Here is a 26,592-nt window from a genome sequence, read left to right on the forward strand (position 1 = left end):
CCTTATCAGTCACGATCGCCACATGGTCGAACTGACTGCGGATCGGCTGATCCTTGTCGATAGCGGCACTGCGACCGAGTACGCTGGAAGCATGCAGGACTACATCGATTTCGTTCTGGGTCGGAACCAGCCCAAGGGAGATCGGCGCAGTGGCGGCGGAAAATCGCGCGGCTCGCGCGGGAATAAAACCGCGGCTCAGTCCCGCGAGGCCAAGTCCGAACTGGCCAAAGCGGAAAAAACCATGGAGCGGCTCACAGCGGAAGTCGAAAAACTCGACCGTTCGATCCTCGAAGGCAGCGCGAAGACATCCAACTTGGATGGTGTGTCGATAGAGAAGCTGTTGAGGAAACGAGCCGACGCGGTCGATTCCTTGGCGGTAGCAGAAGAAGCATGGCTGGCAGCCGGGGCCGCTCTCGAAGCGATCGGGCAGGTTTAGGGCCGTCCATTCCGGACGTCTTTTTCGAAACTTAAAGTGCGGTGCTTGAGCTGCGCGTTCCTGGATTGGCGATATGTAAGATTTTCGTGGTCACACGTAGAACGAGAGCAAGTCCGGCCGTATGGATCTGCCAATCGCCTAAAATGGGTTACTTGGGCGGCATTCTTATCGCCCCGTCGAGCCTGAACTGGTGACCGTTGATATAGCTGTTGCGGGCGATTTCGCAGATTAGCGAAGCGAATTCTTCCGGGTGACCGAGGCGTTTGGGGAAGGGAACGCTCGCATTAAGCTGGTCCCACATCTGCGGATTACGTTCTCTCATACCAAGCATCAGCGGGGTGGCGAAGATGCCAGGCATCACGGAGTTCACGCGAATGCCGATGTCCATCAAATCGCGTGCCATCGGCAGGACGAGCCCGTTGACGCCGGCCTTGCAGCTACCGTAAATCACTTGGCCGATTTGCCCGTCCTGCGCCGCCACGCTGGCCGTTAGGATGATGCAACCCCGCTCGCCATCTTCGTTGAGCGGCTCGGAGTTTGCCATGCCCAGCGCGGACAGGCTGGCAATACGATAGGATGACACGAGGATGCCTTCGGCGCCAAAGGCATAGTCCTCCGTTTCCAGTCGCTTGTACCGACATGCGTCCTTGTCCCAGCCCAGCGTTTTCCCGCGCCGGCTGGTCATTGCGCAATGTACGGTGACGCGTTCCTGCCCATAGGTCGCACGGGCCTTTGCCAAGCCATTTACGACCGATTGCTCATCGGTGATGTCCACCAGCACGAAGTTTCCACCGATCGCTTCGGCGTGGTCTTCGCCCGCCTTTTCGTTCACATCGAAGATTGTGACTTTCAAGCCAGCGTCCGCCAGTGCCTGTGCGCTCGCCTTGCCGAGCCCCGAAGCGCCGCCTGTGACCACTGCCGCCATGCCGTCTGCGAGTTCCACATCGCTCTCCTGTTCGTTTTTCTGTGTGCCGTGCTATCGCAAGCCTGGACGCTTAGGAAGATGGACGGGAGCGAGGATGACGGCACTGCTATTCGCCATGGTTGCCAGCTTCGTGGCCGCGATTGGTGCGCGCGACCAGCTGCTGGTGTCGCGCCTTGCGGGTGCTCTGGGTGCGGCGAATGGCTTGCTCGTGGTGGCATTGACGAGTTCTACTGTGACCGCGATTACCGCGGCTTGGTTGGGAAGCCTTCTCGCGAGAACCATGTCTGGAAGTGCGGCAACCATGTTCGTGGCCCTCGCGCTTCTGCTGGCCGCCTTCGAGTGCGCCTGGCCCAATCGGGAGCGAGTGCCGCGGGAACCGACACGTTCGCTGGGGGCTGCGTTCATCGTCTTGTGCTTCAGGCAAATGACCGACGCCTCGCGCTTCCTGGTAGCGGCGATGGCCGTAGTTTTCGCCTACTGGCCGCTGGCGGGATTAGGCGGCGCGATCGGGGGAGGGGCTGCAGTCACTATGGGATGGCTTTCCGGCACAGCACTGGAAGCGAGACTGCCGCTACGGCGGTTGAGGATCGGCCTGGCTGTCCTGCTTTTCGGCCTTGGCGTGATTACCGGGCTCAACGCGAGAGGGATCATCGCCTGACCCGATCACAGCAACCGCCGTTAATCGGGAAACCGGAGTGGCGGAGGGCCGTTGATGAGGTGAACTTCAAAACGACGAAAGGGGTAAATACCATGGCAGAATTGGGCAACAACGCGAAAGCCGGACTGGTAAGCGCTCTCAACGGCGCACTGGCCGATACCATGGCGCTATATTTCAAAACCAAGAACTTTCACTGGCATGTGGCGGGGCCGCGTTTTCGCGACCTGCATCTGCTCTTTGACGAGCAGGCAGCGCAACTTGTTGGCACAGTGGATGCTATTGGCGAGCGCGTCCGCAAAAATGACGAGTTCACGCTCACATCGATCGGCAGCATCGCCAAGCAGACAAAGATTGCCGATCAGGATGATGTGACAATCACTGCCGACGCGATGGTGGCAGAATTGCGTGATGATAACCGCAAGCTGCACACACGGCTCAATGAGGTAAAAGACGCCGCGGAAGAAGTGGGTGACAACGCCACCAGCGGTATCGTCGACGATTGGATCGATCAGTGCGAAGAACGCGTCTGGTTCCTTAATCAGACTACCAAGTAAGCACATACCTATTCGTGTGCGCCTATGCCGCCTTTCCCCTTGGGGACGGGCGGCATTGGTGTATCAATACAGTATGGAAAATTTGACTATCATCGAGGGTCAGGGCGATGCGGCCATTGCCGAATGGCTGGCGTCCCAGCTGCGCGAACGGATGGATCAATCCGATGGGCCGGTGACGATCACGGTTCCCGGGGGATCCACTCCCTTCCCGATCATGGATCAATTGCTTGGCCACGACCTGGACTGGACGCGGCTGGTTGTGTGGCCGGGGGACGACCGTATCGTTTCCGAAGATCATGCCGCATCGAATACGGGGAAGCTGCGCAAACTGTTCGAGCCTGCGGGGGCTGAAGTCGTCACTCTGAACGAGATGGAAGCCGTGCCGCCTTTCTCTCTTGCCTGGCTTGGCATGGGCGCAGACGGGCATGTCGCTTCGCTATTTCCGAATACGGATCCCAAGGTCGACGACGCGCGACCGGTCGTGCGTTTGACGCCCGATCCGCTGCCTCCCGAAGCTCCGTTCGATCGGATCAGCTTGACCATGCCATCGCTTCTCGCAAGCGACCGGTTGGTCTTCGTTCTTCGCGGTGCGGAGAAACGCAGCGTACTCGATCAGGCTATTGCAGGTAATAACGATCTTCCGATTGCGCGATTGCTCGCTGCGGCCCGGCAACCGGTGACATGTTTCACCTGATCCCCAGGCGGCTCCACCGAGTGGCACTGAAGGTTGCGCACCGGTTGCGCCATCACTGGCGCAAATTAAGCGGGATCACGGCAGAGGGTGTCACTATCATTGCGTCCAATCCGCAGGGTGAAATCCTTTTGGTGCGGCATAGTTACGGTCCGCAAGGGTGGTATTTTCCGGGCGGTGGTATCGGGCGGAAAGAAACGCCGGAGCACGCGGCGCGGCGGGAAATGCGCGAAGAAACAGGCTGCCGCGTGACCGATCTGAAACTTGTCGGCATATTGAACGAGGAAATTTCGGGCGCACCGCACTGCGCTCATATTTTCAGCACTGTCGTGGATGCGGCACCGGAACCGGACGGGCGAGAAATCGTGGAAGCGCGTTTCTTTGCGATACGCCTGCTTCCCGAAGCAATGAGCGCACTCACCAGAAGGCGGCTGGAATTATGGCAGTCCTGCGTAAACTAGAGCAGCGATAACTGCGCATCGGGTCGCGGTTGCTGGTCACTGTTCCCCTCCAGTTTCGAAAGCGTCAGTCCCATTAGGCGGATCGGCATGGGCAGGGGGAGGACCTCCTCCAGCAGGGCGCGGCCGATTGCCGCAAATTCCTCTTTGTTCGCGATTGGCCGATCCATCGTCCTGGCGCGGCTGAAAATCTGAAAATCGGTGAATTTCATTTTGAGTGTGACGGTGCGACCTTCTGCTTCCGCGCGCTCGATATAGCCCCAGACGATATCGATGATGTCCTCCATTGTGTCGCGCAACTCGCTACCCGACGAAAGGTCGCGGCTGAACGTCCTCTCGCCGCCAACGGATTTACGGATACGGCTTGATCGAACGGGCCGCAAATCGATGCCTCTCGAAGCGCGATAGAGATAATCGGCGAAGCTGCCGAAATGAGCGCGCAGCCATTCGATGTCCTTTTCCGCCAGATCGCCACCGGTCTCGATGCCGAGCCGCGCCATTTTTTCGGCGCCCTTGGGACCGACGCCGTGGAAGCGCCTGATCGGTAGGTCGGCGACAAAGGCGGCCCCTTCGCCGGGACGGATCACGCACAGGCCATCGGGCTTGTTCTGGTCGCTCGCGATCTTGGCGAGAAACTTGTTGTAGCTGACCCCTGCGCTGGCGGTCAGTTTCGTCTTGGCGCGGATTTCCTGGCGGATCAGTTCCGCTATCCGGGTGGCGCTGCCAATGCCCAGCTTGTCTTCGGTGACATCCAGATATGCCTCATCAAGGCTGAGCGGTTCGACCAGGTCGGTGTGGTGACGAAAGATTGCGCGGATTTGCTGACTGACCTCGCGATAGACGTCGAAGCGGCTCTTGCAAAAGATAAGGTCGGGGCATTTGCGCTTGGCCGTGACAGAGGGCATGGCGCTGCGCACACCGAACTTGCGCGCCTCGTAGCTGGCAGCAGCGACAACGCCGCGCCCGCTCGATCCACCCACGGCAACGGGCTTGCCGCGCAATTCTGGATGGTCGCGCTGCTCGACGCTGGCGAAAAACGCATCCATGTCGACGTGAATGATCTTCCGCAGCCCATCGGCTTCGCTGTCATCCGCATCGGTACGCACTTCGCCATCGTTCATGAGAGAATAGATAGCGACGCGGGTTGCAAATCGGAACCTTGTCGGCCAACTGCCATTTTGTGCAGATGCGAAGCGAACAGTTGGCCGGCGGCGAGCGCCCGATTTCGAGCGCTGCGCGCGGCAAGAGCATCGGCGAGCGCGAACTGATCTGGATGATGGCTCTGCTGATGGCGTGCAACGCCTTCGGTATCGATGCAATTCTTCCTGCGCTCGATGCCCTGGCCAGCGATCTCGGCGTGGAAGGCAACAACCGTCAGTTCGTGGTCGGCGCGTATCTGCTCGCCGCGGGCATCGGTACGCTCATTCCTGGGGCTTTCGCCGACAGGTTCGGCCGACGCCCGGTGCTTTTCACGGCCTTGTTCTTCTACATCGCCCTGTCGATTGCCTGCGCCTTGGCGACGAGCTTCGATATGCTGATCGCTCTACGCGCAGCGCAGGGTTTCTTTGCTGCAGGGATCATCGCTCTGCCGCCCGCCATCATTCGTGACCGTGTGGGCGGCGATAAAATGGCCCGCATGATGAGCCTGATTTTCGTGATTTTCCTGCTGGTTCCGGCGGTCGCACCGAGCATCGGGCAGGGCGTCTTGATGCTAATGGGCGACTGGCGCTGGATTTTCGGCGTCATGGCCCTGGCGGGTGTTGCGATGACGGCCTGGGTATACGTGCGCTTGCCGGAAACCCTGCATGAATCGGACAAGCAGCAGATTCACCTGCCCACGATCACGCGCAATATGGCAAGTGCCGTGACCTTGCGTGAAACCATCGGTTATACCCTTGGCAGTGCGCTGGTTTTTGGCGGCTTGTTCGGTTTCATCAATTCCAGCCAGCAGCTCATCGGCGAAGCCTTCGGCGCGGGCGACAAATTCCCCATGATCTTTGCCATTTGCGCTGGTTGCATGGCGATTTCAAACTGGTCGAACAGCCGCATCGTCGAGCGGTTCGGTGCACGGCGTGTCAGCCATGTGGCGCTGTTCGCTTTCATCGCCGTGGCCGCTGCGCAGTACTGGTTTGCGAGCCAGCCGGATGAGAGCCTGTGGACGTTCGTACCTCTGATGGCCGCGAATATGAGCCTGCTCGGCTTCATCGGTGCGAATTTCGGGTCCATCGCTCTCCAGCCTTTCAAGCATATCGCCGGTGCAGCTTCGTCGGCGCAGGGCTTCTTGCGCATGACGAGCGGAGCGGCGCTGGGGGCTTATATCGGCTATCTTTACGACGGGACGGCGCGGCCGCTCGCAATCGCTCTTCTGGGTACGGCGGTGCTGAGTCTCGTGTTCGTGCTGATCAGCGAGCGCGGCACGCTCTTCGGGCCGCCCGAGCCGGAAGAAGACTAGGCTTCGGCGTACAGCTTGCGCCACGCAAGATCGGCGAATTCGCATAAGAGCGGGCGGGTGTCGCGTGGAGCGATTATATCTTCGACGTTGAAGCGTTCCGCGCTGCGGAAGGGCGAGGTGACCTTGTCCAAGCGCTCGCGGATCGCTTCGAGTTCCGCTGCCGGGTCGTCGGCGGCTTCGAGATCCGATTTGTAGGCGACCTCCAGCCCGCCCGCGATGGGGAGCGACCCCCAGTCGCCCGAGGGCCAGCAATAGCGATACTGGAAATTCTCGGCGTTACTCATCGCGCTGCCGGCGATGCCGTAGGCGCGGCGTAAAACCACGGAGGCGAGGGGCACGCTTGCCTTGTAAATCGCGGTCATGGCCTGGACGCCGTAGCGGATGGTGCCGGCCATTTCCGCTTCGCGACCGATCATGAAGCCGGGGTTGTCGACCAGGTGGACGATGGGCAGGCGGAACCGATCTGCAAGCTTCACGAAGCGTTCCACTTTTTCACTGGTCTTCGCTTCCCACGAGCCGCCCAGGTAGGACGGGTCGCTGGCCAAAACCATCACGGGCCAGCCGTCGAGGCGGGCAAGAGCGGTGATGCAGGCGCGCCCCCACATGCGACCAATCTCGAAAACCGTGCCCTGATCGAAGACCATGTCGAGGCAGCGGCGCATGGAATAAACCTGCTTCGGATCGCGAGGCACAAGTGAATCAAGCGTATGATCGCGCCGCCGAACAGGGTCCGAACAGTCTGTCCGGCGGGCAAGCTGGCCAACATGTTCGGGCATGAACGATAGGAAATGCCGCGCGCGGGCGAATGCTTCGGCTTCGCTCCCCACTTCGTCATCGACCACGCCGTTGCGCGTATGAATCGCACTGCCGCCGAGATCTTCCTTGGCCTGCTGGTGATCGGTCGAGCCGCGATAGCTGTCGCCAAGGCCATCGACCACGGCAGGCCCGGCGGCGAAGAGCTGGCTGAGACCCTTCACCATGATCGAATAATGGCTGGCGACGGTGCGGGCGGCGCCGAGACCGGCGGTCGGGCCGAGCGCCAGTGCGACCACCGGTACCGTGTCTAGATTCTTCACCACGTCCGACCAGCCGGGCACGGCGGGGATGTATGTGGCGCCGATCTGTTCCAGCGTCTTGACGCTGCCGCCGCCGCCAGTGCCGTCGATCATGCGGATGATGGGGAGCTTGAGCTCGTGCGCCATCTTTTCCGCCTGCACCATCTTGCGGCTGATCCCGGCATCGGCCGCGCCGCCGCGAATGGTGAAATCGTCCGCCGTGGCGACGACGGGGCGGCCGTTTATCTCCGCCTTGCCGAAGAGGAAAGGAGCCGGAAGAATATGTTCGAAATTGCCGTCCTGGTCATAGGAAGCCTTGCCCGCGATCTTGCCGATTTCGCGAAAACTGCCGGGATCGACCAGTGCGGCGAGCCGGGCGCGAGCGTCCATCTTGCCGCGCGCATGCTGACGCGCGACTTTTTCCTCGCCGCCCATCTGCTCGGCCAGTCTTTCGCGGTGGCGGAGTTCCTCAAGTTCCTTGTCCCAGCTCATTCGTGCCCTCTCTCTTCGAGGGACACGCTCGCAATGAGGAGAGGTTTTGTGAAGCCTTATTCTTCTTTCGGCTCGACAACTGCCAGAACGGCTTCGACCTGCACCTGCCCGCCCTCGCTGGCGGCCAGTTCGGTTACGGTGCCGTCGAAGGGCGCGGTGAGGGCGTGTTCCATCTTCATCGCTTCGAGTACCATGAGGCGCTGGCCCGCGGTGACCGTATCGCCTTCGGCAACATCGACCGCGATGACTTTGCCCGGCATGGGGGCAAGGATGGCGCCGTCTCCCGCTGCTGCGGCACCCGATCCACGGGACTGACGTTCGAAAACGAAGCTCTGCCCATCGGCAAAGACCACGGCCCTGGCGGGATCGACAAAGCCCGTCGCGAAGCTTTCCGTGCCGGCACGAGCGGCGGAGACGGTGCGGGTTTCGCCCTTGTGCGTGAGCGTTGCCGACAGCACGCCGGGGGCATTGAGGCGCAGGCCGATGGGCAGGTCCTCATGGTCTTCGGTTTCGGCCAGAGCGATGAAATCGGCCGCGCTCTGCCAGATATCGTCGTCTGCTTCGTCGGACGACACGAGATCGTCGAGCTTGGTTTCGATGAAGCCGGTGTCGAGATTGGCCTGTTCGAAATTCTCGTCGCGAAGGCAGTTCGCGATGAACGCGGCATTGGTCTTTACCGGCCAGATTTCGACATTTTCCGCAATCCCGGCGAGCTGGTCGATAGCATCGCCGCGGGTTTCGCCCCAAACGACCAGCTTGGCCACCATGGGATCGTAGAAAGGCGAAATCCGATCGCCTTCCTCGACGCCGGTTTCGATGCGGCCTTCAACGCCGAGGTCGAAGTGATCGAGCGCGCCGGTCGAAGGGAGGAAGCCACCAGCCGGATCTTCTGCGTAAAGGCGCGCTTCGATGGCATGACCGTCGATGAAAAGATCCTCCTGCGAGAGCGGGATTGGCTCCCCACTTGCGACGCGCAGCTGCCATTCGACCAGATCGACGCCGGTGATTTCTTCGGTCACGGGGTGTTCGACCTGAAGGCGCGTATTCATTTCCATGAAGAAGATGCGGTCGGCGCGCAGGCCTTCGCTGGCATCGGCGATGAATTCGATCGTACCTGCGCCTTCGTAATCGACCGCCTTGGCCGCGCGCACGGCAGCCGCGCAGATATCCTCGCGCGTTGTATCGTCCATTCCGGGAGCGGGTGCTTCCTCGATGACCTTCTGGTGACGGCGCTGCAGCGAGCAGTCGCGTTCGAACAGGTGGACGACGTTGCCATGGCTATCGCCGAACACCTGCACTTCGATATGCCGGGGCGAGGTGATCCATTTTTCCAGCAGCACCTCGTCATTGGAGAAGCTGGCCTTGGCTTCGCGGCGGCAGCTTTCCAGCATCGCTTCGAAATCGGCTGCAGCATCGACCTTGCGCATTCCCTTGCCCCCGCCGCCGGCGACGGCCTTGATGAGTACGGGGTAACCGATGGCGTCGGCTTCCTGCTTGAGGCGTTCGACCGACTGATCCTCGCCCTCGTAGCCTGGAGTCACCGGCACGCCTGCTGCGCGCATCAGCTTCTTCGCGGCATCTTTCAGACCCATCGCTTCGATGGAAGAAGGCTTAGGCCCGACCCAGATCAGCCCGGCATCGATGACGGCCTGCGCAAAGCCTGCATTTTCGCTGAGGAAGCCGTAGCCCGGATGGATCGCTTCCGCCCCGGTCTGCTGCGCCGCGGCGATGATCTTTTCGCCCAGCAGATAGCTTTCGGCAGCAGGCGAAGGGCCGATATGGACCGCTTCATCGGCCTGACGGACATGGAGCGCCCGGGCATCGGCATCGGAGTAGACAGCGACCGTGGCGATCCCCATTTCGCGCGCGGTGCGGATGATACGGCAGGCGATTTCGCCGCGATTGGCGATGAGAAGCTTCTGGATCATGGGCGGGGCGCTAACCCATTTTTCAAGTCATTGCGAGCGGTAGGCGAAGCAAACCAACGTCAGCCCTGTCGGCGCCACAGGAAGCTGCGTCATGGATTGGCGCGACGGCCCATGGGGCTTTCTTGCAATGACTGCTGCGACAGCCCCGGGCCTTACCAGCCGGTGACCGGCCTGAAATCGTGGCGGCTCCACAGGATCGGCTCCGACGGACCCTGCGGCCGGTTCACGATCGCTTCGAAGAAGGCGGCCGTCATGTGCCACAGTTTTTCCGGGCCACTGACCCTGGTGCGGCTGTCCCATGCGAGCTGCCCGCGGGTAAGCACCTTGCGCCCGATGGCGCCATATATGCGGGCGGCGGCCAGCACGGCCCAACGCTGACGGAAACGCAGGCGCCTGGCGCCGAGCTTCGACGCGGCTTCGTATTTTTCCATCATGCCGATGAGGCGCGGCATCAGGCTGGCCAGGCGGAAACGGTTTTCGGGCAATGCGTGATCGCCCTGTTCCCAGCCCATTTCGTCGAGCCAGGTGCGGGGCAGATAGCAGCGCCCGGCCTGCGCATCTTCGACGATATCGCGCGCAATATTGGCGAGCTGGAAAGCCAGCCCCAGATCGCAGGCGCGGTCGAGCGTTTCGCCATCGTCGGGATGAACCCCCATGATACGCGCCATCATGATGCCAACGGCACCGGCGACATGGTAGCAATAGCGCATCATGTCGGTTTCTGTCTTCGGGCTCCACCCGGTGGCGTCGAGCGCGAAACCGGCAATCACGTCGTTCGCTTCTTCCAGCGTCAGGCCGCATTCGTCCGCGACAAGGCCAAACGCATCGAAGGCGGCATCCGCCGTCGGCTGTTCTTCGAACGCACGGCGGGTCAGCACGCGGATCGCCTGGACGCGGTCTTCCGCATCCTTTGGCGTGCCCTGATCGCCCAAGGGGCCGCCCTTGTCCTGGTTATCGGCAATATCGTCGCACCGGCGACACCAGGCATAGAGCAGCCAGCTGCGTTCGCGCGTCGTGCGATCGAACAGCTTCGAAGCCGCGGCAAAACTGTGCGAACCCTCTTCGATCGATTCGAGCGAGCGATCGACGAGCACGGCACGATCGCGCCCGCCGCCAGCCCTTGCGGGGGTGGGGCGCAAATAGCGCGACTGCACGAGGGTACGGGGCTTGTTCAGAGGTCGTCGGCCTTCATCTGGAAGATGGGGGTATGGGGTTCGTATGCTTCCATACGGTTAAGCAGCCCATCCAGAGTTGTATCATGGACCAGGATATTCTGGTGCACGGGCCGCACGAAGCCGACTTCGGCCATGTGGCGATTGAATGCGATCAGGTGATCGTAGAAGCCGAAGGCGTTGAGCAGGCCCACCGGGTTATCGTGATAGCCAAGCTGCGCCCAGCTCATCGCTTCCCACAGTTCATCCATGGTGCCGACGCCGCCCGGAATGGTGACGAAGCCGTCACTCAGGTCGGTGAAGCGCTGCTTGCGTTCGTGCATCCCGCCGACCGTGTAGAGTTCGGTGCAGTCGTGATTGGCGACTTCGCTATTGGCCAGTGCATCGGGGATAACGCCGATAACTTCGCCGCCCGCTTCCAGCGCGCCGCGGGCCGTGGCGCCCATCAGGCCCAGTCGTCCGCCGCCATAGACCACCCCGATGCCGCGCTGCGCCAGCCCCTTGCCCACATCGTAGGCAAGCTGGATGAACCGCGGATCCTGCGGCGAGGCGGAGCCGCAGTAGACGGCCAGACGGTTCATAGTTCGGGTCATGCCAAATCCTCCAGCATAAGTCCGGCAGTCGCCTTGGCGCTGCCGACCACGCCGGGGATGCCGGCGCCGGGGTGGGTCCCTGCCCCGACGAGATAGAAATTGTCCAGCACGTCATCCCGGTTGTGCCCGCGGAAATAGGCGCTTTGCGTGAGGACGGGTTCAAGGCTGAAGGCGCTGCCCATATGCGCGTTGAGATCGGTGGCGAAATCGCTGGGCGCATAATGGAATTTGGTGACGATCCGATCGTGCAGGCCGGGAATGAGGCGGCGTTCGAGTTCGTCGAGAATGCTCTTTTCGAGCATCGGCCCCATTTCTTCCCAGTCCACCGCCAGCTTGCCCATATGGGCCACCGGAACGAGGGCGTAGAACGTGCTCATCCCCTCGGGCGCCATGGACGGATCGGTGACGGTCGGGTGGTGCAGATAGATCGAGAAGTCCTGCGGCAGCACGCCGTGATCGTAAATGTCTTCCAGCAGGCCTTTGTACCGCGGGCCGAACAGGATCATGTGATGGGGGATGCCGGGCCAGCCCCCCTCGATCCCGAAGTGGACCACGAACAGGCTGGGGCTGAAGCTCTTGCGTGACAGCCGCTTGGCGTAATCGGCACCGCGCTTCGCGCCAGCGAGCAGATCCTTGTAACTGTGCATGATGTCGGCATTGCTGGCGATGGCATCGAAGCGCTGTTTCCAGGCCGATCGCGTTTCCACCTCGGTCACCTGTTTGCCGAGCGTGTGGATCTGGACCACCGGATCGTTCAGCCGGACGGTGCCGCCAAGACGTTCCAGATGAGTGACCATGCCCGCGATCAGGCGATTGGTGCCGCCCCTGGCCCACCACACGCCGCCGTCGATTTCGAGCTTGTGGATCAGCGCGTAAATGCTGCTGGTCTTCATCGGATTGCCGCCGACCAGAAGCGTGTGGAAGCTCAGCGCTTCGCGCAGCTTTTCATTATCGACATAGCTGGAAACGACCGAATAGACGCTGCGCCACGCCTGCTGTTTCGCGAGCGCCGGAGCAGCCTTGATCATCGACTTGAAGTCGAGGAAGGGCACGTGGCCGAGCTTTACATAGCCTTCCTGATAGACCGCTTCGGAATATTCGAGGAAGCGCTGGTAGCCGGCGACATCGGCCGGGTTGAGCTGCGCGATTTCGCGGAACAGCTGCTCTTCATCGTTGGAATAATCGAACTGCGTTCCGTCCGGCCAGGCGAGCCGGTAGAAGGGCATGACCGGCATCAGATCGACATCTTCGGAAATGTCGTGGCCGGACAGTGCCCATAGTTCCTTCAGGCAGTTCGGATCGGTGATGACGGTGGGACCCGCATCGAAGGTGAAACCGTCTTTCTGCCAGTGGTAGGCGCGGCCGCCGGGCTTGTCGCGCCCCTCCACCACGGTGGTAGCGATGCCGGCAGATTGCAGCCGGATGGCGAGAGCGAGCCCGCCGAAGCCCGCGCCGATGACGCAGGCGGTGCGGCCCGGCGGAACGGGCGCTGGGGTTTGGGCCGCCTGGGGGGCAGGGCTTGTCTGTGCGGTCATTGGGGCTTCTCATGGACGAGCGGGCTGCCCTTGCCAAGCAGCGCGCGGACGGCATCGGTCACGGGGACGGGGGGCTTGCCGGAAAGGATGCGCAACTTGTCCCCATATGTCGGGGCTCCGGCATAGAAGCGTTCGATCAGCGGTTCACGCAGGCGATAGAACCGTTCGAAGATGCGATAGCGTTCGTCCGGGCGGGCGGCGTCGAACAGCATCCGGCCAAGCCGGCGGAAGAACCGCATTGTCCGCCAGTGAGCATGCGCGCGTTTTTCGAACAGGGCGGCAAGCTGTTCGCCCGGCAACATGGCCTCGCGGGCCAGCACCAGCGCATTGGCAACGGCAAATGGCAGCGTGTAGCTTGTGAGGGGATGCGTAAATCCGCCGCGCGCGCCGATCTGCACCACGTCCGGTTCGCGCAGGTCGCGCCGGTATGCGGCAAAATCGCCACCGGTAATGACGGGCAGGACGCCCGTTTCGCCGCCGAGGATATCGCCATGCCAGCCCATGGCGGCGCAATAGCGGTCGATCCGCCCCGAAAGCGCGTTGCGGTCCAGCACGGGGCTGTCTGCGTAATAGGTGTCTTCGACGAACAGCTCTTCGGCGCCGAGCGGTAGCGTGTAGACGAAGCGATAGGCATCGTGCTGCGCAACGCGCGCATCCATCACGATCGGCCGGGCAAGGCCATGCGGCGTATCGGTGCGCAGGTGGCGGCCCATGAAGACCTGCCAGCCTCCGAGCAGATGGGGCGAAGGTTGGAAATCCCGGCAATCGACCACTGTCCGGGCGGAAATATGCTCGCCATTATCGAGCGTGATGAAGTTTGCTGCCAGTGCGACCACACGGGACCGGGTGCGGATCGCTTCCTGCGGCAGCTCGCGCCGCAGCGCAGCGTCGAAGTCCGGGCTGGCGAGCGAGCGATAGGCCGAGCCCAACGTCCGGCTGTGGGCGGGGAAGGCGACGTCGTAGCCGCCGGGCCATTCGGTCTTTCGAAAGGGTGCGAGCAAATCGGTGCCGGCGGCATCCAGATCGCTGGCAAACCAGCTCCAGCGGTGATTCCCGCCGAAAACCTCCCCCGCTTCGAACAGGGCAAGGCGCAATTGCGGATGTGCTCGGTGGACTGCCAGCGCGGTAAGCCCGCCTGCAAGCCCACCTCCGACGATTGCGATATCGAACATGCGCTCAGTCATCGCCAAAAGGCTTAGAGGCGAAGCGCACAGGGGACAATCGTCTTGACGATGCTGGCGGGAACAGGAGCGCGAACCGGGTGTTTCAATGCAAACAGGGAACCTCGAGGGAAATCACATGAAAGCCATTCTTGCCGCTGCGGGCGCTGCCGTCGCCCTGTGCGCATCACCTGCCGCCGCCCAGGAGGCGGACGAAATCTCTGCGGCTAGCGGCAATGCCGAGCCCACGGTGTTCGACGGCGACTGGCTGAGCGTCGGCGCCGGCGTGATCTATGGGCCGAGCTACAGAGGTTCGGACGACTACGTCTTTTCCCCGATCCCTGTGGTTCAGGGCAATCTGGGCGGGGTCGGCATCAGTCCGAGAGCCGGCGGCATCGCGCTCGATTTCATTCCCGACCGGGACGGCGAAGTGTCCTTTTCCGCCGGCATCGCTGCAAAGCTGAGCCGCAACCGCGCTGCCCAGATCAAGGATCCGGTGGTGAGGAGCTATGGCGAGCTGGAAACGGCGATCGAAGTGGGACCGAGCGCAGGCGTCAGCGTTCCGGCGCTGCTCAACCCCTATGACAGCCTGAGCTTCAACATCGATGCGGTGTGGGACGTGGCCGGCGCGCATAACGGCATGTCGGTCAACCCTTCCATTACCTATTTCACGCCGCTGAGCCGCGGTATCGCCGTATCGCTGTCCGTCAGCGCAAAGCATATCGACGATGACTTCGCAGACTATTATTACTCCGTCCCGGCTGGTGGGCCGCTGCCCGAGTTTCAGGCGGAAGGCGGTTTCGAAAGCGCCGGGGTCAACCTGCTGGGTGTCTTCGACCTCGATGGCGACGTGACCAATGGCGGGCTCGCCCTGATCGCATTGGGCGGTTATTCGCGCATGCTTGGCGACGCGAAACGCACGCCTTTCACTTCGATCCGCGGCGATGCCGACCAATGGATGGGGGCGGTAGGCGTAGGCTATACGTTCTGACACCTGCTTTTGCTTGCCCTCGCCGATGAGGGCAGGCATCCCCTTGCGCCAAAGGGGAGAAACATATGAGAATCGCCGCACTGCTTGCGCTCGGCGCAGCAATCATTGCAACGCCTGCGCTGGCGGACACGACGGTCATCCATGCCGGTGCGGTCGTGGTGGATGCCGACAGCCAGCCGCGGGGGCAATCGACCGTTACGGTCACAGACGGGCGGATCGTCAGCATAGAGGACGGTTTCGCCGATGCTCCGACAGGAGCGACGGTGGTCGACCTCAGGAACAAGACTGTGGCGCCCGGCCTGGTCGACCTGCACGTTCATTTGACCGGTGATCCTGGGGGCGACTTCTGGAAAGAAGCCGTCGAACCCGACGAATGGGGCGTGGTCGTGGGCGCCAAGAATGCCCGACTGACGGCATTGGCCGGGTTCACGACCGTGCGCGAGGCAGGCAGCGGCCGCGAATCCGCTTTCGCCCTGCGGCGCGGCACCGAAGAAGGCTTCATCGCCGGACCGCGTATCGTGGCGGCGGGCCCCCCACTGGCGATTGTCGGCGGACATGGCGATGTCAGCGGCTTCCGTCCCGAAGTGAACGAGGTTCTCGACACGGGGTTCACCTGTACCGGCGCAGTGGAATGCGCCGAGAAAGTGCGCCTCGCCAGCCAGAACGGTGCCGATGTCATCAAGATCACCGCCACCGGTGGGGTGTTAAGCCAGCAGGGGCGCGGGCTGGAAGCGCATTTCAGCGATGCCGAAATGAAAAGCATCGCGGATACCGCTCATTCGCTGGGTCTGCAGGTCATGGCACACGCCCACGGTGCCCGCGGTGTGGAGGCCGCGAGCCGAGCGGGCATCGATACGATCGAACATGGTACGTATCTGGACGAAGCGGCTGCCAACGAAATGAAGAAAAACGGCACGGTGCTGATCCCCACGCTCATGGCTTTCCAGGGTGTGACTGAGCGGCTGGGCAAAGGAATTTACACCCCCGTTGTCGAAGAGAAAATCCGGGCAGTTGCCGAAACGGCGCGGGTATTCATGGGCAAGGCGATGCGTTGGGGCGTGCCAATCGCTTTCGGGACCGATGCCGGCGTTTTCGGCCATGGACGCAATGCCGGCGAATTCGCGCTCATGGTGGCGCAGGGTATGGGCCACCGCGAAGCCTTCGCCACGGCGACGACAAATGCCGCCAAGGTGCTCGGCATGGAAAATGAAATCGGTCGGATCGCGCCGGGATATTCCGCCGACCTGATTGCGATCGATGGCAACCCGCTGGAAGACACGGCTACGCTCGAAAATGTGGGTTGGGTAATGGTTCGCGGGCGCGTGATCGACTGACCTACGCGTCGGGGGACACCGACGCCGGCGTTCGGCCGATGCGTTTACGCCATCGGTCGCAAACCCTGCTTGTCCGCCATATCAAACCAGTGTTGTAACGGAACTCAGAGGTTTCAGGGGAATTGCGATGAAATACGTCAGCCATGCATTCGCTTCAGGTGCAGCTTTTGCGCTCGCGCTCTCGGCAGTTCCGTCCATCGCACAGGACCGGCAGGATGATGCTGCGGTTGCCGCCGAGGCTGGCGAACATGATAAACTGTTCGCGCTTTTCGCCGATGCGGACGAGCGCGAACTGAAGTTGAACCCTGTCGGCGCCCTGTTTCGTGGCGATATGCGGTATGCCGACCGGCTGGGCGATTACCTGACCGACGAATTTCTCGCTGCGAGCAAGGCGGATAATGCGAAGAACATCGCCATGCTGGCAGAAATCGACCGCAGCAAGCTTTCGGCCACGGACCAGCTTGCTTATGACGTGTTCGCCTACAATCAGCAAAGAACGCTGGCAGGCTTCGCCCCGGAAATCCTGGCTGTTACACAGGTGCGCCCGATCAATCATTTTTCGGGTTTCCACACGTTCTACCCGAACTTTGCCAGTGGACAGAGCGCGGCTCCGTTCAAGACAGTTACGGATTACGAAAACAATCTCAAACGGCACAAGGACTATATCGCGATCACCGACCGGGCGATCGACAGGTTTCGCGAGGGAATGGAAACCGGCGTTTTAGAAACGAAACTGACCATCGGCAATGTCGTCAGCCAGCTTGACACGCAACTGGCCATGCCGGTGGAAGAATCGCCCTTCTTCATGCCGGTGAAGAATTTCCCCGAAGATTTTTCAGATGAAGACAAGGCCCGGCTGACCGAGGAATACAGAGCCGGGACCGCTGAAATCTATGCAGTTCACGCTCGCCTTCGCGATTTCCTGCGGGACGAATATATGCCTGTCGCGCGCGACACGGTGGGCCTGTCGCAGATGAAGGGTGGAGCTGAACTCTATAGACAGCTTATCGAAGATACGACCACGCTGCCCCTGGAGCCGGACTATCTGCACAATCTCGGTCTGACCGAAGTCGCGCGGATCAAGAACGGGATGGAAGAAATCAAGCGAGAGGTCGGTTTCGCAGGCACGCTCAACCAGTTTTTCGACTACGTTCGCACCGACGCGAAGTTCAAGCCGGAAAGCCGCGAGGCGCTGACGCAGCCTTACTACGATATCGGCAAGCAGGTTGATGCGAAGATCGGCGACTATTTCTCGCTCGTTCCCAAGACACCGCTCGAGATCAAGCCATACGAAGAGTATCGTGAAAAGTTCGAAGCAGGCGGATCGTACAATTCCGGCGCCCCGGATGGATCGCGCCCGGGCACGTTCTATTTCAACGCCTATGATTTGCCGAGCCGCCTGACGACCGGCAATGTCACGGTGTATCTGCACGAAGGCGCGCCTGGCCACCATTTCCAGATCAGCCTTGCGCAGGAAAATACCGATCTGCCCGCCTTCATGCGGTTCGGCGGTAACACGGCCTATGTCGAAGGCTGGGCGCTCTATGCCGAAACACTGGGCTACCCGATGGGCTTCTTCGACGATCCCTGGAATCGCTATGGCACCCTGCAGGACGAACAATTGCGCGCCATGCGGCTGGTCGTCGATACCGGCCTGCATGCGAAAGGCTGGACCCGGCAGCAGGCAATCGATTTCATGCTCGAGAACAGTGGCATGACCGAAACCGAGGTGGTGGCGGAAGTGGAACGCTATATTGCGATCCCCAGCCAGGCGCTCGCCTACAAGGTCGGAGCGCTGAAAATTCAGGAACTGCGCAAGCGCGCGGAGGAACAGTTGGGTGACAAATTCGACATCCGCGATTTCCACGCCGAAGTGCTAGGCACCGGCAGCCTCCCCATGCCGGTACTGGAAGCGAAGATCGACCGCTGGATCGCAGCCAAAGCCGGATAGGCGAAAGTGGATTGGCTGCGCAAAGCCGAATGGCTCACCGGGGACCGGGTGCGCGGCTATGCGTGGCTGGTTGCGCTGGCGGGCCTTGCACTGGTGGGTCACGCATACCTTCAGGCAATGGGCCCTGTCGGTACGGATTTTCTGGCATTCTGGGGTGCGGGCCATGTGACGGCCGCCGGCGATCCGGCGGCGGCATACGATCTCGCGGTTCAGGAGCAAGTGCAGATTGCCACCGGCAGCGATGGGTGGTTCGCGTTCGTTAATCCACCCCCGTTCCTTTTCGCGGCGGTGCCATTCGGGGCACTGCCGTTTCCGATCGCATGGATCGCCTGGGTCGCCGCGACATGGGGACTATGGGCATGGGCAAGCCTGCGGGCATTTCCTCGCCTGTGGCCGCTGGTAATCGCGTATCCCGGTGCAGTGATTGCGGCAACGCATGCGCAGACGGGGCTGCTCACTGGCGCCCTGTTGGTTTTTGGCGCCCATGAACTGGGCAAGCGTTCGGCATTGTCCGGAGCAGCGATCGGAGCGCTGGTAATCAAGCCGCATTTAGCGGTGCTTGCCCCGATCTGGTTTGCTGCCGGTGGGCGGTGGCGCGCCTTCCTGTCGGCAGGGGCGGTGACACTGGCATTGCTTGCCTCTTCCGTGCTGGTTTTCGGAAAGGGCATCCTTGGCGATTACGCCACGAGCTGGCGCGCGAGCCGGGCGCTAATGGAAGTTGTCGAGGTCGATTTCCTCCTGCGGATGGCGACGTTCTTCTCACAAGTACGGCTTTGGGCGGGGGATTTAGCCGCGAGTATTGCCGGGCTGGCATCTGGCGGCCTGGCTGTCGCCTCGGCGATATTCGCATGGCGGCGGTTCGATGGCGATGCCAGGGCAACGGGCGCGGTCGTGCTGGCGGCGACCGCTCTCGCGTCGCCTTATCTCTTCAACTACGATTTGCCATTTCTGGTCTTTCCCACGCTGTGGCTGGTCACTCAAGGTCTGGAACGAGGATTCCGGCCATTTGAAAAGCTTGCATTGGTCATCCTTTACTTCGCGCCCTTCGCCACACGGGCTCTGGCATTCCCGCTGGGTGTAAACCTGATGCCGCTCGCAGCGCTGGCGTTGCTGGCGCTGGTCTGGAGCCGCGGAAGCCGCCCACCGGGAACAAGCGTGCAACCCTAGGGTTTTTACTCATCAGGACGGTGGGAGAGATTTCATGGAGGTTTGCCATGTCAAGTTTGTCCTTCCACAGCAGTAGCCCGGATCGCTGGGCCAAGCCGAAACCCTATAGCGACAGCTCGCTGCGTTATCAGATGCACGGCAAGATCCTGCCCATGGAGGAGCCAGGTTTGATGGCTCGCCTGTTCGGGCTGCGCTGAGGGTTCAGTCGTACCAAGGACGAGGGGCCGGAGGTCTTTTGACCCCCGGCCCCTTTTTCGTGCCAGTCTAACGACCGTCAGTATTCTTCCGGTTCTTCCGGCGTGTCTTCCGTATGGGTAGGTCCTGCGTCACGCTCGCCCTTGGCAAGCTTGAACACGACGCCGCTCAGCAGTGCGAGAGCCAGCAGGTTGGGCAGGGCCATTGCCGCATTGGAGATATCGCCCAGACGCCAGACGAGCTGCGAAGGTTGGGTCGCCCCGACGAAAATGCCGATGCACCAGATTACTCGCCAGATGATGTGCAGGATCTTCTCGCCGCCGCGGGTGGATCCCGGAATACGGTCGTAAAGGAAGGTAATCGCCCGCTCGCCGTAATAACTCCACGTCAGCAACGTGGTGAAGACGAACAGGATCAGTGCCACCGAGGCCACGAGCGTGCCGAGCGGTATGCCGGCGATGAGCGTTGGAAACGCCGCGGCGAATGCCCCGGAGGTGGTAACGAAGCCCGACATCTGCGTCGTGCCGAGATCCGATTGCCAGACATGCTGCACTGCCTGCCCCTGATAGGTGAAATCGCCTTCCACCGTCAGGATCACGAGTGCTGTCATGGTGCAGATGACGATCGTGTCGATGAACGTGCCCAGCATTGCCATGCGGCCTTGCTGCTCGGGATCATTCGTCTGCGCGACTGCGTGTGCAATGGCAGTCGAACCCTGACCTGCTTCGTTGGAGAATAGGCCGCGAGCAACGCCAGCACGGATTGCGATAATGATCATCGCCCCGGCGAAGCCGCCGCTTGCGCTCTGCATGTTGAATGCACCGCCGAAGATACGGCCGAACGTTTCGGGCAAGTCCTGGAAGTTCAGGATCAGCGCGATCAACGCCATCGCGATGTAGGTTGCGGCCATGAAAGGCACGACTTTTTCGGCAACGTTGCCGATCGACTTGATGCCGCCGATAATGACGATGAAGACCAGAATGGCGACGATCAGACCGCCCATCCAGCGTTCGATCCCGAACAGTTCGTTGAGGCCACTGGCCACTTCGTTCGACTGGATCGAATTACCGGTTACCAATGCGGAAAACAGCGTGCCGAGGCAGAAAAGCACGGCGAGCCATGTCCATTTCTTGCCAAGACCCATCATGATGTAGGTCATCGGGCCGCCGCGCAGCACGCCATCACTCGTCTTTTCGCGGTAGCGGATGGCAAGGCTGCCTTCCGCAAACCCGAGCGCCATGCCGAACAGGGCGGTAATCCACATCCAGAAGATCGCACCGGGTCCGCCGAGTGCGATGGCCGTCGCCACACCGGCAAGATTACCGGTTCCGACCTGGCCCGAAAGCGCCGTCGACAGGGCCGCAAATGGCGAGATTTCGCCCGCACCCGCGCTTTTCCTGCCTTTGAAAAGGCCGGCAAATGCGTTGCCGAGATTGCGGATGGGGTAGAATTTCAGTCCGACCATGATCCACAGGCCGATGCCGAGCAGTACGATCGTCATGGGTGGGAAGGGCAGTACCTCCGCGCCGTTCCATGTGCCCACCCAGATAAAATCGGAAATGTTGGTGACCGGCTCGATCAGCCGCTCGCCCAGACTTGCCGTCTGGCCTGTTGCCATGTCGTAAATTCCCCTCATGCGTCCCGTTAACTGGAAAGCGGGCAGGCTAGTCGCGCTTGCCACGCTTGCAAAGGGGGGCTTTGAACTTCAGTCCCCGGCTTGCCTTTTTGCGCGCGGCAAACTAGACGCTGCACCGTCTTCCGACATTGGGATCGATAAAAGCCCCTCCCGGACTTGAACCGGGGCGGCGAGAGACCCTACCTGAAAGGGACGTGGCGGAAGGCGGCACGATTTTTACGCGAGAGACGTGAGCGATGGCAGACGAAAAGAAAACCAGCCCGGCGGAATTCCTCCGGCAGGTCCAGGCCGAAGGGCGCAAGGTCGTATGGCCGACGCGCGAGGAAACGGTACGCACGGCGATTTTCGTCTTCATTATGATGGTCATTCTCTCGGTCTTCTTCCTCGGCGTCGATTCGCTGTTCAGCGCCGTGGTGCGCTGGCTGCTGACAGTCGCCTGAGCAGTAATTCGACAGGGTAGTTAGGAACACATGGCACGCTGGTACATCATCCACGCTTATTCCGGATTCGAGAACAAGGTCCGCGATTCGATCATCGCCGAGGCCGAGCGTCTGGGCCTGTCGGAAGGCGTCGAAGAAGTTGAGGTTCCCACCGAGACCGTCACCGAAGTGAAGCGCGGCAAGAAGGTCCAGATTGAGCGCAAGTTCATGCCCGGCTACGTGCTGGCCAAGCTGAACATGACCGACGATATCTACCACCTCGTCAAGAATACGCCCAAGGTCACCGGTTTCCTCGGCAACAACAACAAGCCGCAGGCGATCTCCGAGAAGGAAGCCGCGCGCTATTTCGGCGGTGTGGAAGAAGCGAAGTCGGCACCCAAGAAGGACATCAGCGTCGATTACGAGATCGGCGATCAGGTCAAGGTTCTCGACGGACCTTTCGCCAGCTTCAACGGCCTTGTCGAGGAGCTCGATTTCGACAAGCAGAAGGTCAAGGTTTCGGTTTCGATCTTCGGTCGCGCCACGCCGGTCGAACTCGACTTCGAACAGGTCGAACTGGTCAAGTAAGACGGCTGACAAACGCGTTTGAAAGGCCCCGTCCGGATCTGCCGGGCGGGGCCTTTCCGTTTGCGCTGTCCGGTTCCGTGGCTGCCGCCGGAATTAGCGTTTTGCCTTGGCGAACAGATCGATCAGTTCGCCGAATTTCTGTCGTTGCTCGTCCGCATCGCCAGATGCGATAGCTTCGGCCACACAGTGCGAGGCGTGATTCTTCAAAATTTCGTCCTCTGCGCGGGCCAGAGCGGACTTCACCGCTTGCAACTGATGCAGGATGTCGATGCAATAACGATCGTCTTCCACCATCTGCGAAATCCCGCGCACCTGACCCTCTACCCTGCGAAGCCGGTCGACGATCCGGTGCTGTGCTGACTTTTCCGGCATGGGAATTCCTGCTTGTGTGATACCCCCTGGGGGTATAGCTGCGCTGCAAGACGAGAGTTTGCAACGGTAATGAGCGCATTATTTACTACCCGCCGGGCGATGCTCAAGGGCGCAGTTGGTCTTGGGGGTCTTGCAGCAATTCCTGCGTGGGCCCGGGCGATGCCGCATGGACCAATCCGGCAAGGCTTCGACGAAGTATCCGGCAGAGTGATCGACCTTGCGGTTGGACAGGGGACAATCGAGGTTGCCGGGCGAAGTGGGCACACTTTTGCTGTGAACGGCAGCGTGCCTGGCCCGCTGGTGCGGCTGAAGGAAGGCGAAGCCGTTACCCTGCGCGTGGCCAATCATCTCGCGCAGGACACGTCCATACATTGGCATGGCCTGCTCCTCCCGTTTCAGTTCGACGGTGTGCCCGGGGTAAGCTTTCCGGGCATCAAGCCCGGCGAAACCTTTGTCTACGAACTGCCGGTGCTACGCCAGTCGGGCACCTACTGGTGGCATAGCCATTCGGATCTCCAGGAACAGGCGGGCCATTACGGCCCGATCATTATCGATCCTGCGGGTCCCGATCCGGTGCAGGCCGATCGCGACTATGTGCTGCTGTTGAGCGAGTTCAGCCCGCTTCACCCGCATACGATCATGGCAAAGCTCAAGAAGGGCGAGGAGTATTTCAACCGTCAGAAGACCAGCTGGACGGACGATTATCGCCTGAGCGGCAGCGATCGCAGGATGTGGGCGGGTATGCGAATGATGCCAACCGACATCGCCGATGTGACCGGATCGACATACACTTATCTCATCAACGGCCATGCGCCCGAAGACAGCCTCGAATATCTTTTCAGTCCGGGCGAACGCGTTCGACTGCGCATCATCAATGGCAGTGCGATGAGTTTCTTCAACATCCGCATTCCCGGGGTGCGGATGAGCGTGGTTCAGGCGGACGGGAAGAACGTGCGTCCGATAGAGGTGGACGAGTTTCAGATCGGAACGGCAGAGACTTATGACATCGTCGTCGACCCGACGGCCGAAGCGCATACTATCGTTGCCGAGGCAATGGATCGGTCAGGCATGGCTGTCGCCACGCTCGCATCGCGGGCCGGTGCGCGGGCACCGGTGCCATCGCTGCGGGATCCGGTTCTGTTGACCATGACGGACATGGGTCACGGCGGGATGGACCATTCGGGTGGCGATCATTTGAACATGGGCCATGCCCTATCGACCGGGCGAATGGACCATGGCTCGACGAAAATGCGCGATACATCCAGCCTGCCGCCGGACGTGGCTGTCGGCCCTGGGGTCGACATGGTCAGCGCAAATCCTGCCGACCGGATGGGCGACCCGGGTCTCGGGCTCGACAATGTCGGACACAAGGTGCTGACGTACCGCGATCTCACCGCGCTGGAACCCAACGACGATCCGCGCAAACCCAGTCGCCACATGCAAATCCATCTCACCGGAAACATGGAACGGTATATGTGGTCGTTCGATGGACGGAAGTTCAACGCTGTCGCCGACCAGCCCATTCGTTTTGCCTATAATGAGCGGATCCGTGTGAAGCTGGTGAATGACACGATGATGGCCCACCCCATCCATCTGCACGGCCATTTTTTCGAACTGGTCAACGGCGCTGATCGCATGCACCAGCCGCAAAAGCACACGGTGATCGTCCAACCCGGCGGCAGCGCGACATTCGATCTCACTGCTGACGAGCCGGGGGACTGGGCGTTTCACTGCCATTTGCTCTATCACATGCATGCCGGCATGTTTCAGGTAGTTACGGTTGCTTCGCCGGATGGCGAGGCATGAGATACGCGCTTATCCTTGCGCTCGCCTGCGCCAATGTCGGCACTGCAGTTTTCGCCCAGCACGAAGGGCATTCCGACCATTCCGAACCTAAACATGTGCAGCCGGTAGATCGTGAGCAAGTGGACCATTCCGAAATGGACCATGGCCACCAGCATTCGCAAAACGCGGCCGAGCCGAAAATGCTGGCGCGGCCCCCTGATTCGGCTGGCAATGGGCCTCCGCAGGCCGCAGATGCGATCTGGGGAGCGGACGCAATGCAAGATAGCCGCGCAGCGCTCGCCCGTGAGCATGGTGGCATGCAGTTGCTCTGGGTACAGGGCGACCGGCTGGAATTGCGGACACGCGAGGGGCGAGACGGATTTCTGTGGGACCTGCAGGGCTGGTATGGCGGCGACATCGACAAAATATGGGTCAAAAGCGAAGGGGAGGGTGAATGGGGCCGCCCGCTGGAACAGGCCGAAGTGCAGGCACTCTGGTCGCACGCCATTGGCCCCTGGTTCGATTTTCAGGCAGGCGTCCGGCAGGATCTGAATAGTCCAGCGCGAACTCACGCAGTGATCGGCGTGCAAGGGCTGGCACCATATCTCTTTGAATTGGACGCCGCAGCCTTCGTTTCGAACAAAGGGGACGTAACCGCGAGAGTCGAGGCGGAACTCGACCAGCGTATTACACAGCGACTAATTCTGCAGCCTCGCACAGAATTTGCGCTGTCGGCGCAGGACATTCCCGAACTGGGTGTGGGAGCCGGCATCGATCATATCGAAACGGGCCTTCGTCTGCGCTATGAATTCGTCCCGGAATTCGCGCCTTATGTCGGTGTCGAACAGGAATGGAAGGTTGGCAGGGGTGCCGATTTTTCGCGTGCGGATGGCCGGGATGTATCGGTCACCAGCGTTGTATTCGGACTTCGCTTCTGGTTCTGACTAGCGGGCGCAGGCGCTTTCCTCGGTCGTGCTGATCCGTGTTGCCCGCGCAGATCGAAGAATGGTGCTGGTCTGTCGGCATTTACGCAATTGAAAGCGGACCTTCCTGTCCTTGAAGTCGAGCGACACGCGGCGGAAGCTCTCCATCAGATCCATACCGAGCAGCAGTGCGGGCTTCTTTTCGAGACCGAAGACGGCGAACGGCGGGATGTCGGCGAAGGCGATCGGCACATTCTGCAGAGTTGTCGGGCCGAGCTTCAAAGTCGGAATGACTGCGAATTCGATTTCGATTTCTTGCCCTGTTACACCGAACACCTTGATGGTGGCGAACGCCTTTTTGCGCTTGCGCAGGAGCTTGTCCCGCAAGGCAAGATTACCGATCGTGACCTCTGAACCCGTGTCGACGACCGCTTCGACTTTCTGACGACCGGCCGTGACCTGCGTAAGAATGAGCTGGCCGCGCCGAAGCCGGCCTGTCACGACGATTACTCCGTCCCTGATCTCCCCCAAATCGACCTTGTCATCGACCGTGATGGTGCGCTCTTCCAAGTCGATCATCAGCCGTTGGTTAACGAGGGCGTCCAGGCCGACCATGCCATCGCCGCCCATTGCCCGTTCGTCGAGTATCGGCACTTCCAGTCCGGTGGTAACCGTAGGCCCCAACTGCAGTTCGTCTATGACCACCCGATCGACGTAGCTGCTACCCGTTACACTGTGCAACAAGGCGCGATCGGTTGCTGGAAGAGCCAGCTTGCCCGCCAGGGCCGATCCTATCGCAGAACTGTCGGCACCGCTGTCGACCACGAACTCGTAAGGACCTTCGCCGTTGATCTTCACCTCGACAGTCATTCGGTTGCGTAGCTTGCTTGCCGCAATTTCCTCGCCGCCGATCTCAAGCGCTTCGTCGATGACGGCCGTGGGAGGTTTTGGGAGACTGCCGGAAGGCGCTGCCGAATTCTGCGCAAACCCAGGCGAAGCTGCGCTCACAAGGGCAGCCATTATCGCTGAGTTTGCAGATCGTTTCATCCCAGTTCACACTATACCGGCGAAATGTGGCACGCGATGGGCTTTCGACAAAGGCCGGACGCGAAACGACTGCTT

At 61.0% G+C, this 26,592-nt stretch carries 25 protein-coding genes and 1 pseudogene; 15 read left to right on the plus strand and 11 right to left on the minus strand.

Annotation, left to right across the window (positions count from 1 at the left end; genetic code table 11):
• A pseudogene (locus tag AC13F2_RS11000) lies at positions 1-436 on the plus strand (ABC transporter ATP-binding protein); the annotation flags it as partial.
• A gap of 148 nt (positions 437-584) precedes the next feature.
• On the opposite strand, the gene AC13F2_RS11005 reads toward AC13F2_RS11000, so the two are convergent.
• A complete protein-coding gene (locus AC13F2_RS11005) occupies positions 585-1,379 on the minus strand; it encodes an SDR family oxidoreductase (RefSeq protein WP_482965231.1) in 795 nt (264 codons plus the stop codon).
• A 76-nt stretch (positions 1,380-1,455) separates the two neighbouring features.
• Here AC13F2_RS11005 and AC13F2_RS11010 point away from each other — a divergent pair, with 76 nt between their 5' ends.
• The 4 genes from AC13F2_RS11010 (at position 1,456) to AC13F2_RS11025 (ending at position 3,725) form a co-directional block, all read left to right on the plus strand.
• Positions 1,456-2,019, plus strand: a complete 564-nt coding sequence (locus AC13F2_RS11010; protein ID WP_482965232.1) for a TMEM165/GDT1 family protein — start codon at positions 1,456-1,458, stop codon at positions 2,017-2,019.
• Between the two features lie 92 nt (positions 2,020-2,111).
• Positions 2,112-2,573 carry a Dps family protein gene (locus AC13F2_RS11015; RefSeq protein WP_196846845.1) on the plus strand — a complete coding sequence of 154 codons (462 nt, stop codon included), beginning with the start codon at positions 2,112-2,114 and terminating at the stop codon, positions 2,571-2,573.
• Positions 2,574-2,646: 73 nt separating this feature from the next.
• Entirely contained in the window at positions 2,647-3,267 is a 621-nt protein-coding gene (locus AC13F2_RS11020) for a 6-phosphogluconolactonase (protein ID WP_482965233.1), read from the plus strand.
• 20 nt (positions 3,268-3,287) lie between these two features.
• Positions 3,288-3,725 carry an NUDIX domain-containing protein gene (locus AC13F2_RS11025; protein ID WP_482965234.1) on the plus strand — a complete coding sequence of 146 codons (438 nt, stop codon included), beginning with the start codon at positions 3,288-3,290 and terminating at the stop codon, positions 3,723-3,725.
• On the opposite strand, the gene dinB is transcribed toward AC13F2_RS11025, so the two are convergent.
• Positions 3,722-4,843 carry a DNA polymerase IV gene (dinB, locus tag AC13F2_RS11030; protein WP_482600711.1) on the minus strand — a complete coding sequence of 374 codons (1,122 nt, stop codon included), beginning with the start codon at positions 4,841-4,843 and terminating at the stop codon, positions 3,722-3,724. The genes AC13F2_RS11025 and dinB overlap by 4 nt on opposite strands.
• Before the next feature lie 65 nt (positions 4,844-4,908).
• Between dinB and AC13F2_RS11035 the strand changes: the two genes are divergently transcribed.
• On the plus strand, positions 4,909-6,174 hold the full coding sequence (locus AC13F2_RS11035; RefSeq protein ID WP_103022399.1) for a multidrug effflux MFS transporter: 1,266 nt from the start codon (positions 4,909-4,911) through the stop codon (positions 6,172-6,174).
• On the opposite strand, the gene AC13F2_RS11040 is transcribed toward AC13F2_RS11035, so the two are convergent.
• From AC13F2_RS11040 to crtY, 6 genes are all read right to left on the minus strand, one after another.
• The gene (locus AC13F2_RS11040) at positions 6,171-7,721 is read right to left on the minus strand and encodes an acyl-CoA carboxylase subunit beta (RefSeq protein ID WP_482965235.1); all 1,551 of its coding nucleotides are present in this window, start codon (positions 7,719-7,721) and stop codon (positions 6,171-6,173) included. The two genes, AC13F2_RS11035 and AC13F2_RS11040, sit on opposite strands and share 4 nt — an antisense overlap.
• Before the next feature lie 56 nt (positions 7,722-7,777).
• Complete coding sequence (locus AC13F2_RS11045; protein WP_482965236.1) at positions 7,778-9,649, minus strand: acetyl/propionyl/methylcrotonyl-CoA carboxylase subunit alpha; 1,872 nt, start codon at positions 9,647-9,649, stop codon at positions 7,778-7,780.
• 152 nt (positions 9,650-9,801) lie between these two features.
• Positions 9,802-10,803, minus strand: a complete 1,002-nt coding sequence (locus AC13F2_RS11050) for a phytoene/squalene synthase family protein (RefSeq protein ID WP_482970469.1) — start codon at positions 10,801-10,803, stop codon at positions 9,802-9,804.
• A 17-nt stretch (positions 10,804-10,820) separates the two neighbouring features.
• On the minus strand, positions 10,821-11,402 hold the full coding sequence (locus AC13F2_RS11055; protein WP_103022403.1) for an LOG family protein: 582 nt from the start codon (positions 11,400-11,402) through the stop codon (positions 10,821-10,823).
• A gap of 8 nt (positions 11,403-11,410) precedes the next feature.
• Positions 11,411-12,949, minus strand: coding sequence for a phytoene desaturase (locus AC13F2_RS11060; protein ID WP_482965238.1), 1,539 nt, complete (start codon positions 12,947-12,949; stop codon positions 11,411-11,413).
• Positions 12,946-14,121 carry a lycopene beta-cyclase CrtY gene (gene crtY, locus AC13F2_RS11065; RefSeq protein ID WP_482965239.1) on the minus strand — a complete coding sequence of 392 codons (1,176 nt, stop codon included), beginning with the start codon at positions 14,119-14,121 and terminating at the stop codon, positions 12,946-12,948. Before crtY ends, AC13F2_RS11060 begins: the two co-directional genes overlap by 4 nt.
• A gap of 127 nt (positions 14,122-14,248) precedes the next feature.
• On the opposite strand from crtY, the gene AC13F2_RS11070 reads away from it, so the two are divergent.
• The 5 genes from AC13F2_RS11070 (at position 14,249) to AC13F2_RS11090 (ending at position 19,749) form a co-directional block, all read left to right on the plus strand.
• Positions 14,249-15,100, plus strand: a complete 852-nt coding sequence (locus AC13F2_RS11070; protein WP_397489072.1) for a MipA/OmpV family protein — start codon at positions 14,249-14,251, stop codon at positions 15,098-15,100.
• Between the two features lie 65 nt (positions 15,101-15,165).
• Positions 15,166-16,434: a metal-dependent hydrolase family protein gene (locus AC13F2_RS11075; protein WP_222828314.1), complete on the plus strand. Its 1,269-nt coding sequence runs from the start codon at positions 15,166-15,168 to the stop codon at positions 16,432-16,434.
• 127 nt (positions 16,435-16,561) lie between these two features.
• Positions 16,562-18,385, plus strand: a complete 1,824-nt coding sequence (locus tag AC13F2_RS11080) for a DUF885 domain-containing protein (RefSeq protein WP_482965240.1) — start codon at positions 16,562-16,564, stop codon at positions 18,383-18,385.
• Between the two features lie 6 nt (positions 18,386-18,391).
• Positions 18,392-19,552 carry a glycosyltransferase family 87 protein gene (locus tag AC13F2_RS11085; protein WP_482965241.1) on the plus strand — a complete coding sequence of 387 codons (1,161 nt, stop codon included), beginning with the start codon at positions 18,392-18,394 and terminating at the stop codon, positions 19,550-19,552.
• A 47-nt stretch (positions 19,553-19,599) separates the two neighbouring features.
• Entirely contained in the window at positions 19,600-19,749 is a 150-nt protein-coding gene (locus tag AC13F2_RS11090) for a hypothetical protein (RefSeq protein WP_482965242.1), read from the plus strand.
• 77 nt (positions 19,750-19,826) lie between these two features.
• On the opposite strand, the gene AC13F2_RS11095 is transcribed toward AC13F2_RS11090, so the two are convergent.
• Complete coding sequence (locus AC13F2_RS11095; protein ID WP_103022410.1) at positions 19,827-21,365, minus strand: alanine/glycine:cation symporter family protein; 1,539 nt, start codon at positions 21,363-21,365, stop codon at positions 19,827-19,829.
• A 254-nt stretch (positions 21,366-21,619) separates the two neighbouring features.
• Here AC13F2_RS11095 and secE point away from each other — a divergent pair, with 254 nt between their 5' ends.
• A complete protein-coding gene (gene secE, locus AC13F2_RS11100; protein WP_103022411.1) occupies positions 21,620-21,823 on the plus strand; it encodes a preprotein translocase subunit SecE in 204 nt (67 codons plus the stop codon).
• Positions 21,824-21,853: 30 nt separating this feature from the next.
• Entirely contained in the window at positions 21,854-22,390 is a 537-nt protein-coding gene (nusG, locus tag AC13F2_RS11105) for a transcription termination/antitermination protein NusG (protein WP_103022412.1), read from the plus strand.
• 93 nt (positions 22,391-22,483) lie between these two features.
• Here the strand turns inward: nusG and AC13F2_RS11110 are convergent, their stop codons facing one another.
• The gene (locus tag AC13F2_RS11110) at positions 22,484-22,762 is read right to left on the minus strand and encodes a metal-sensitive transcriptional regulator (protein WP_103022413.1); all 279 of its coding nucleotides are present in this window, start codon (positions 22,760-22,762) and stop codon (positions 22,484-22,486) included.
• A 69-nt stretch (positions 22,763-22,831) separates the two neighbouring features.
• Between AC13F2_RS11110 and AC13F2_RS11115 the strand changes: the two genes are divergently transcribed.
• Together AC13F2_RS11115 and AC13F2_RS11120 are read left to right on the plus strand one after the other, a co-directional pair.
• Positions 22,832-24,568, plus strand: a complete 1,737-nt coding sequence (locus AC13F2_RS11115) for a copper resistance system multicopper oxidase (RefSeq protein ID WP_482965243.1) — start codon at positions 22,832-22,834, stop codon at positions 24,566-24,568.
• Positions 24,565-25,491: a copper resistance protein B gene (locus AC13F2_RS11120; protein WP_482965244.1), complete on the plus strand. Its 927-nt coding sequence runs from the start codon at positions 24,565-24,567 to the stop codon at positions 25,489-25,491. The genes AC13F2_RS11115 and AC13F2_RS11120 overlap by 4 nt, the downstream gene beginning before the upstream one ends.
• Here AC13F2_RS11120 and AC13F2_RS11125 read toward each other — a convergent pair whose 3' ends face one another.
• The gene (locus AC13F2_RS11125) at positions 25,492-26,478 is read right to left on the minus strand and encodes a retroviral-like aspartic protease family protein (protein ID WP_482970470.1); all 987 of its coding nucleotides are present in this window, start codon (positions 26,476-26,478) and stop codon (positions 25,492-25,494) included.
• Positions 26,479-26,592 lie beyond the last annotated feature (114 nt).

The sequence above is a fragment of the Qipengyuania sp. L-5Y genome, assembly GCF_056859455.1.

What these genes read in the sequence shown, in the direction of transcription:
- AC13F2_RS11010 (WP_482965232.1), top strand. Translation starts at nt 1,456, where the DNA reads ATGACGGCACTGCTATTCGCCATGGTTGCCAGCTTCGTGGCCGCGATT.
- AC13F2_RS11015 (WP_196846845.1), top strand. Translation starts at nt 2,112, where the DNA reads ATGGCAGAATTGGGCAACAACGCGAAAGCCGGACTGGTAAGCGCTCTC.
- AC13F2_RS11020 (WP_482965233.1), top strand. Translation starts at nt 2,647, where the DNA reads ATGGAAAATTTGACTATCATCGAGGGTCAGGGCGATGCGGCCATTGCC.
- dinB (WP_482600711.1), bottom strand. Translation starts at nt 4,843, where the DNA reads ATGAACGATGGCGAAGTGCGTACCGATGCGGATGACAGCGAAGCCGAT.
- AC13F2_RS11035 (WP_103022399.1), top strand. Translation starts at nt 4,909, where the DNA reads ATGCGAAGCGAACAGTTGGCCGGCGGCGAGCGCCCGATTTCGAGCGCT.
- AC13F2_RS11040 (WP_482965235.1), bottom strand. Translation starts at nt 7,721, where the DNA reads ATGAGCTGGGACAAGGAACTTGAGGAACTCCGCCACCGCGAAAGACTG.
- AC13F2_RS11045 (WP_482965236.1), bottom strand. Translation starts at nt 9,649, where the DNA reads ATGATCCAGAAGCTTCTCATCGCCAATCGCGGCGAAATCGCCTGCCGT.
- AC13F2_RS11055 (WP_103022403.1), bottom strand. Translation starts at nt 11,402, where the DNA reads ATGAACCGTCTGGCCGTCTACTGCGGCTCCGCCTCGCCGCAGGATCCG.
- AC13F2_RS11060 (WP_482965238.1), bottom strand. Translation starts at nt 12,949, where the DNA reads ATGACCGCACAGACAAGCCCTGCCCCCCAGGCGGCCCAAACCCCAGCG.
- crtY (WP_482965239.1), bottom strand. Translation starts at nt 14,121, where the DNA reads ATGTTCGATATCGCAATCGTCGGAGGTGGGCTTGCAGGCGGGCTTACC.
- AC13F2_RS11070 (WP_397489072.1), top strand. Translation starts at nt 14,249, where the DNA reads ATGAAAGCCATTCTTGCCGCTGCGGGCGCTGCCGTCGCCCTGTGCGCA.
- AC13F2_RS11075 (WP_222828314.1), top strand. Translation starts at nt 15,166, where the DNA reads ATGAGAATCGCCGCACTGCTTGCGCTCGGCGCAGCAATCATTGCAACG.
- AC13F2_RS11080 (WP_482965240.1), top strand. Translation starts at nt 16,562, where the DNA reads ATGAAATACGTCAGCCATGCATTCGCTTCAGGTGCAGCTTTTGCGCTC.
- AC13F2_RS11090 (WP_482965242.1), top strand. Translation starts at nt 19,600, where the DNA reads ATGTCAAGTTTGTCCTTCCACAGCAGTAGCCCGGATCGCTGGGCCAAG.
- AC13F2_RS11095 (WP_103022410.1), bottom strand. Translation starts at nt 21,365, where the DNA reads ATGGCAACAGGCCAGACGGCAAGTCTGGGCGAGCGGCTGATCGAGCCG.
- secE (WP_103022411.1), top strand. Translation starts at nt 21,620, where the DNA reads ATGGCAGACGAAAAGAAAACCAGCCCGGCGGAATTCCTCCGGCAGGTC.
- nusG (WP_103022412.1), top strand. Translation starts at nt 21,854, where the DNA reads ATGGCACGCTGGTACATCATCCACGCTTATTCCGGATTCGAGAACAAG.
- AC13F2_RS11110 (WP_103022413.1), bottom strand. Translation starts at nt 22,762, where the DNA reads ATGCCGGAAAAGTCAGCACAGCACCGGATCGTCGACCGGCTTCGCAGG.
- AC13F2_RS11115 (WP_482965243.1), top strand. Translation starts at nt 22,832, where the DNA reads ATGAGCGCATTATTTACTACCCGCCGGGCGATGCTCAAGGGCGCAGTT.
- AC13F2_RS11120 (WP_482965244.1), top strand. Translation starts at nt 24,565, where the DNA reads ATGAGATACGCGCTTATCCTTGCGCTCGCCTGCGCCAATGTCGGCACT.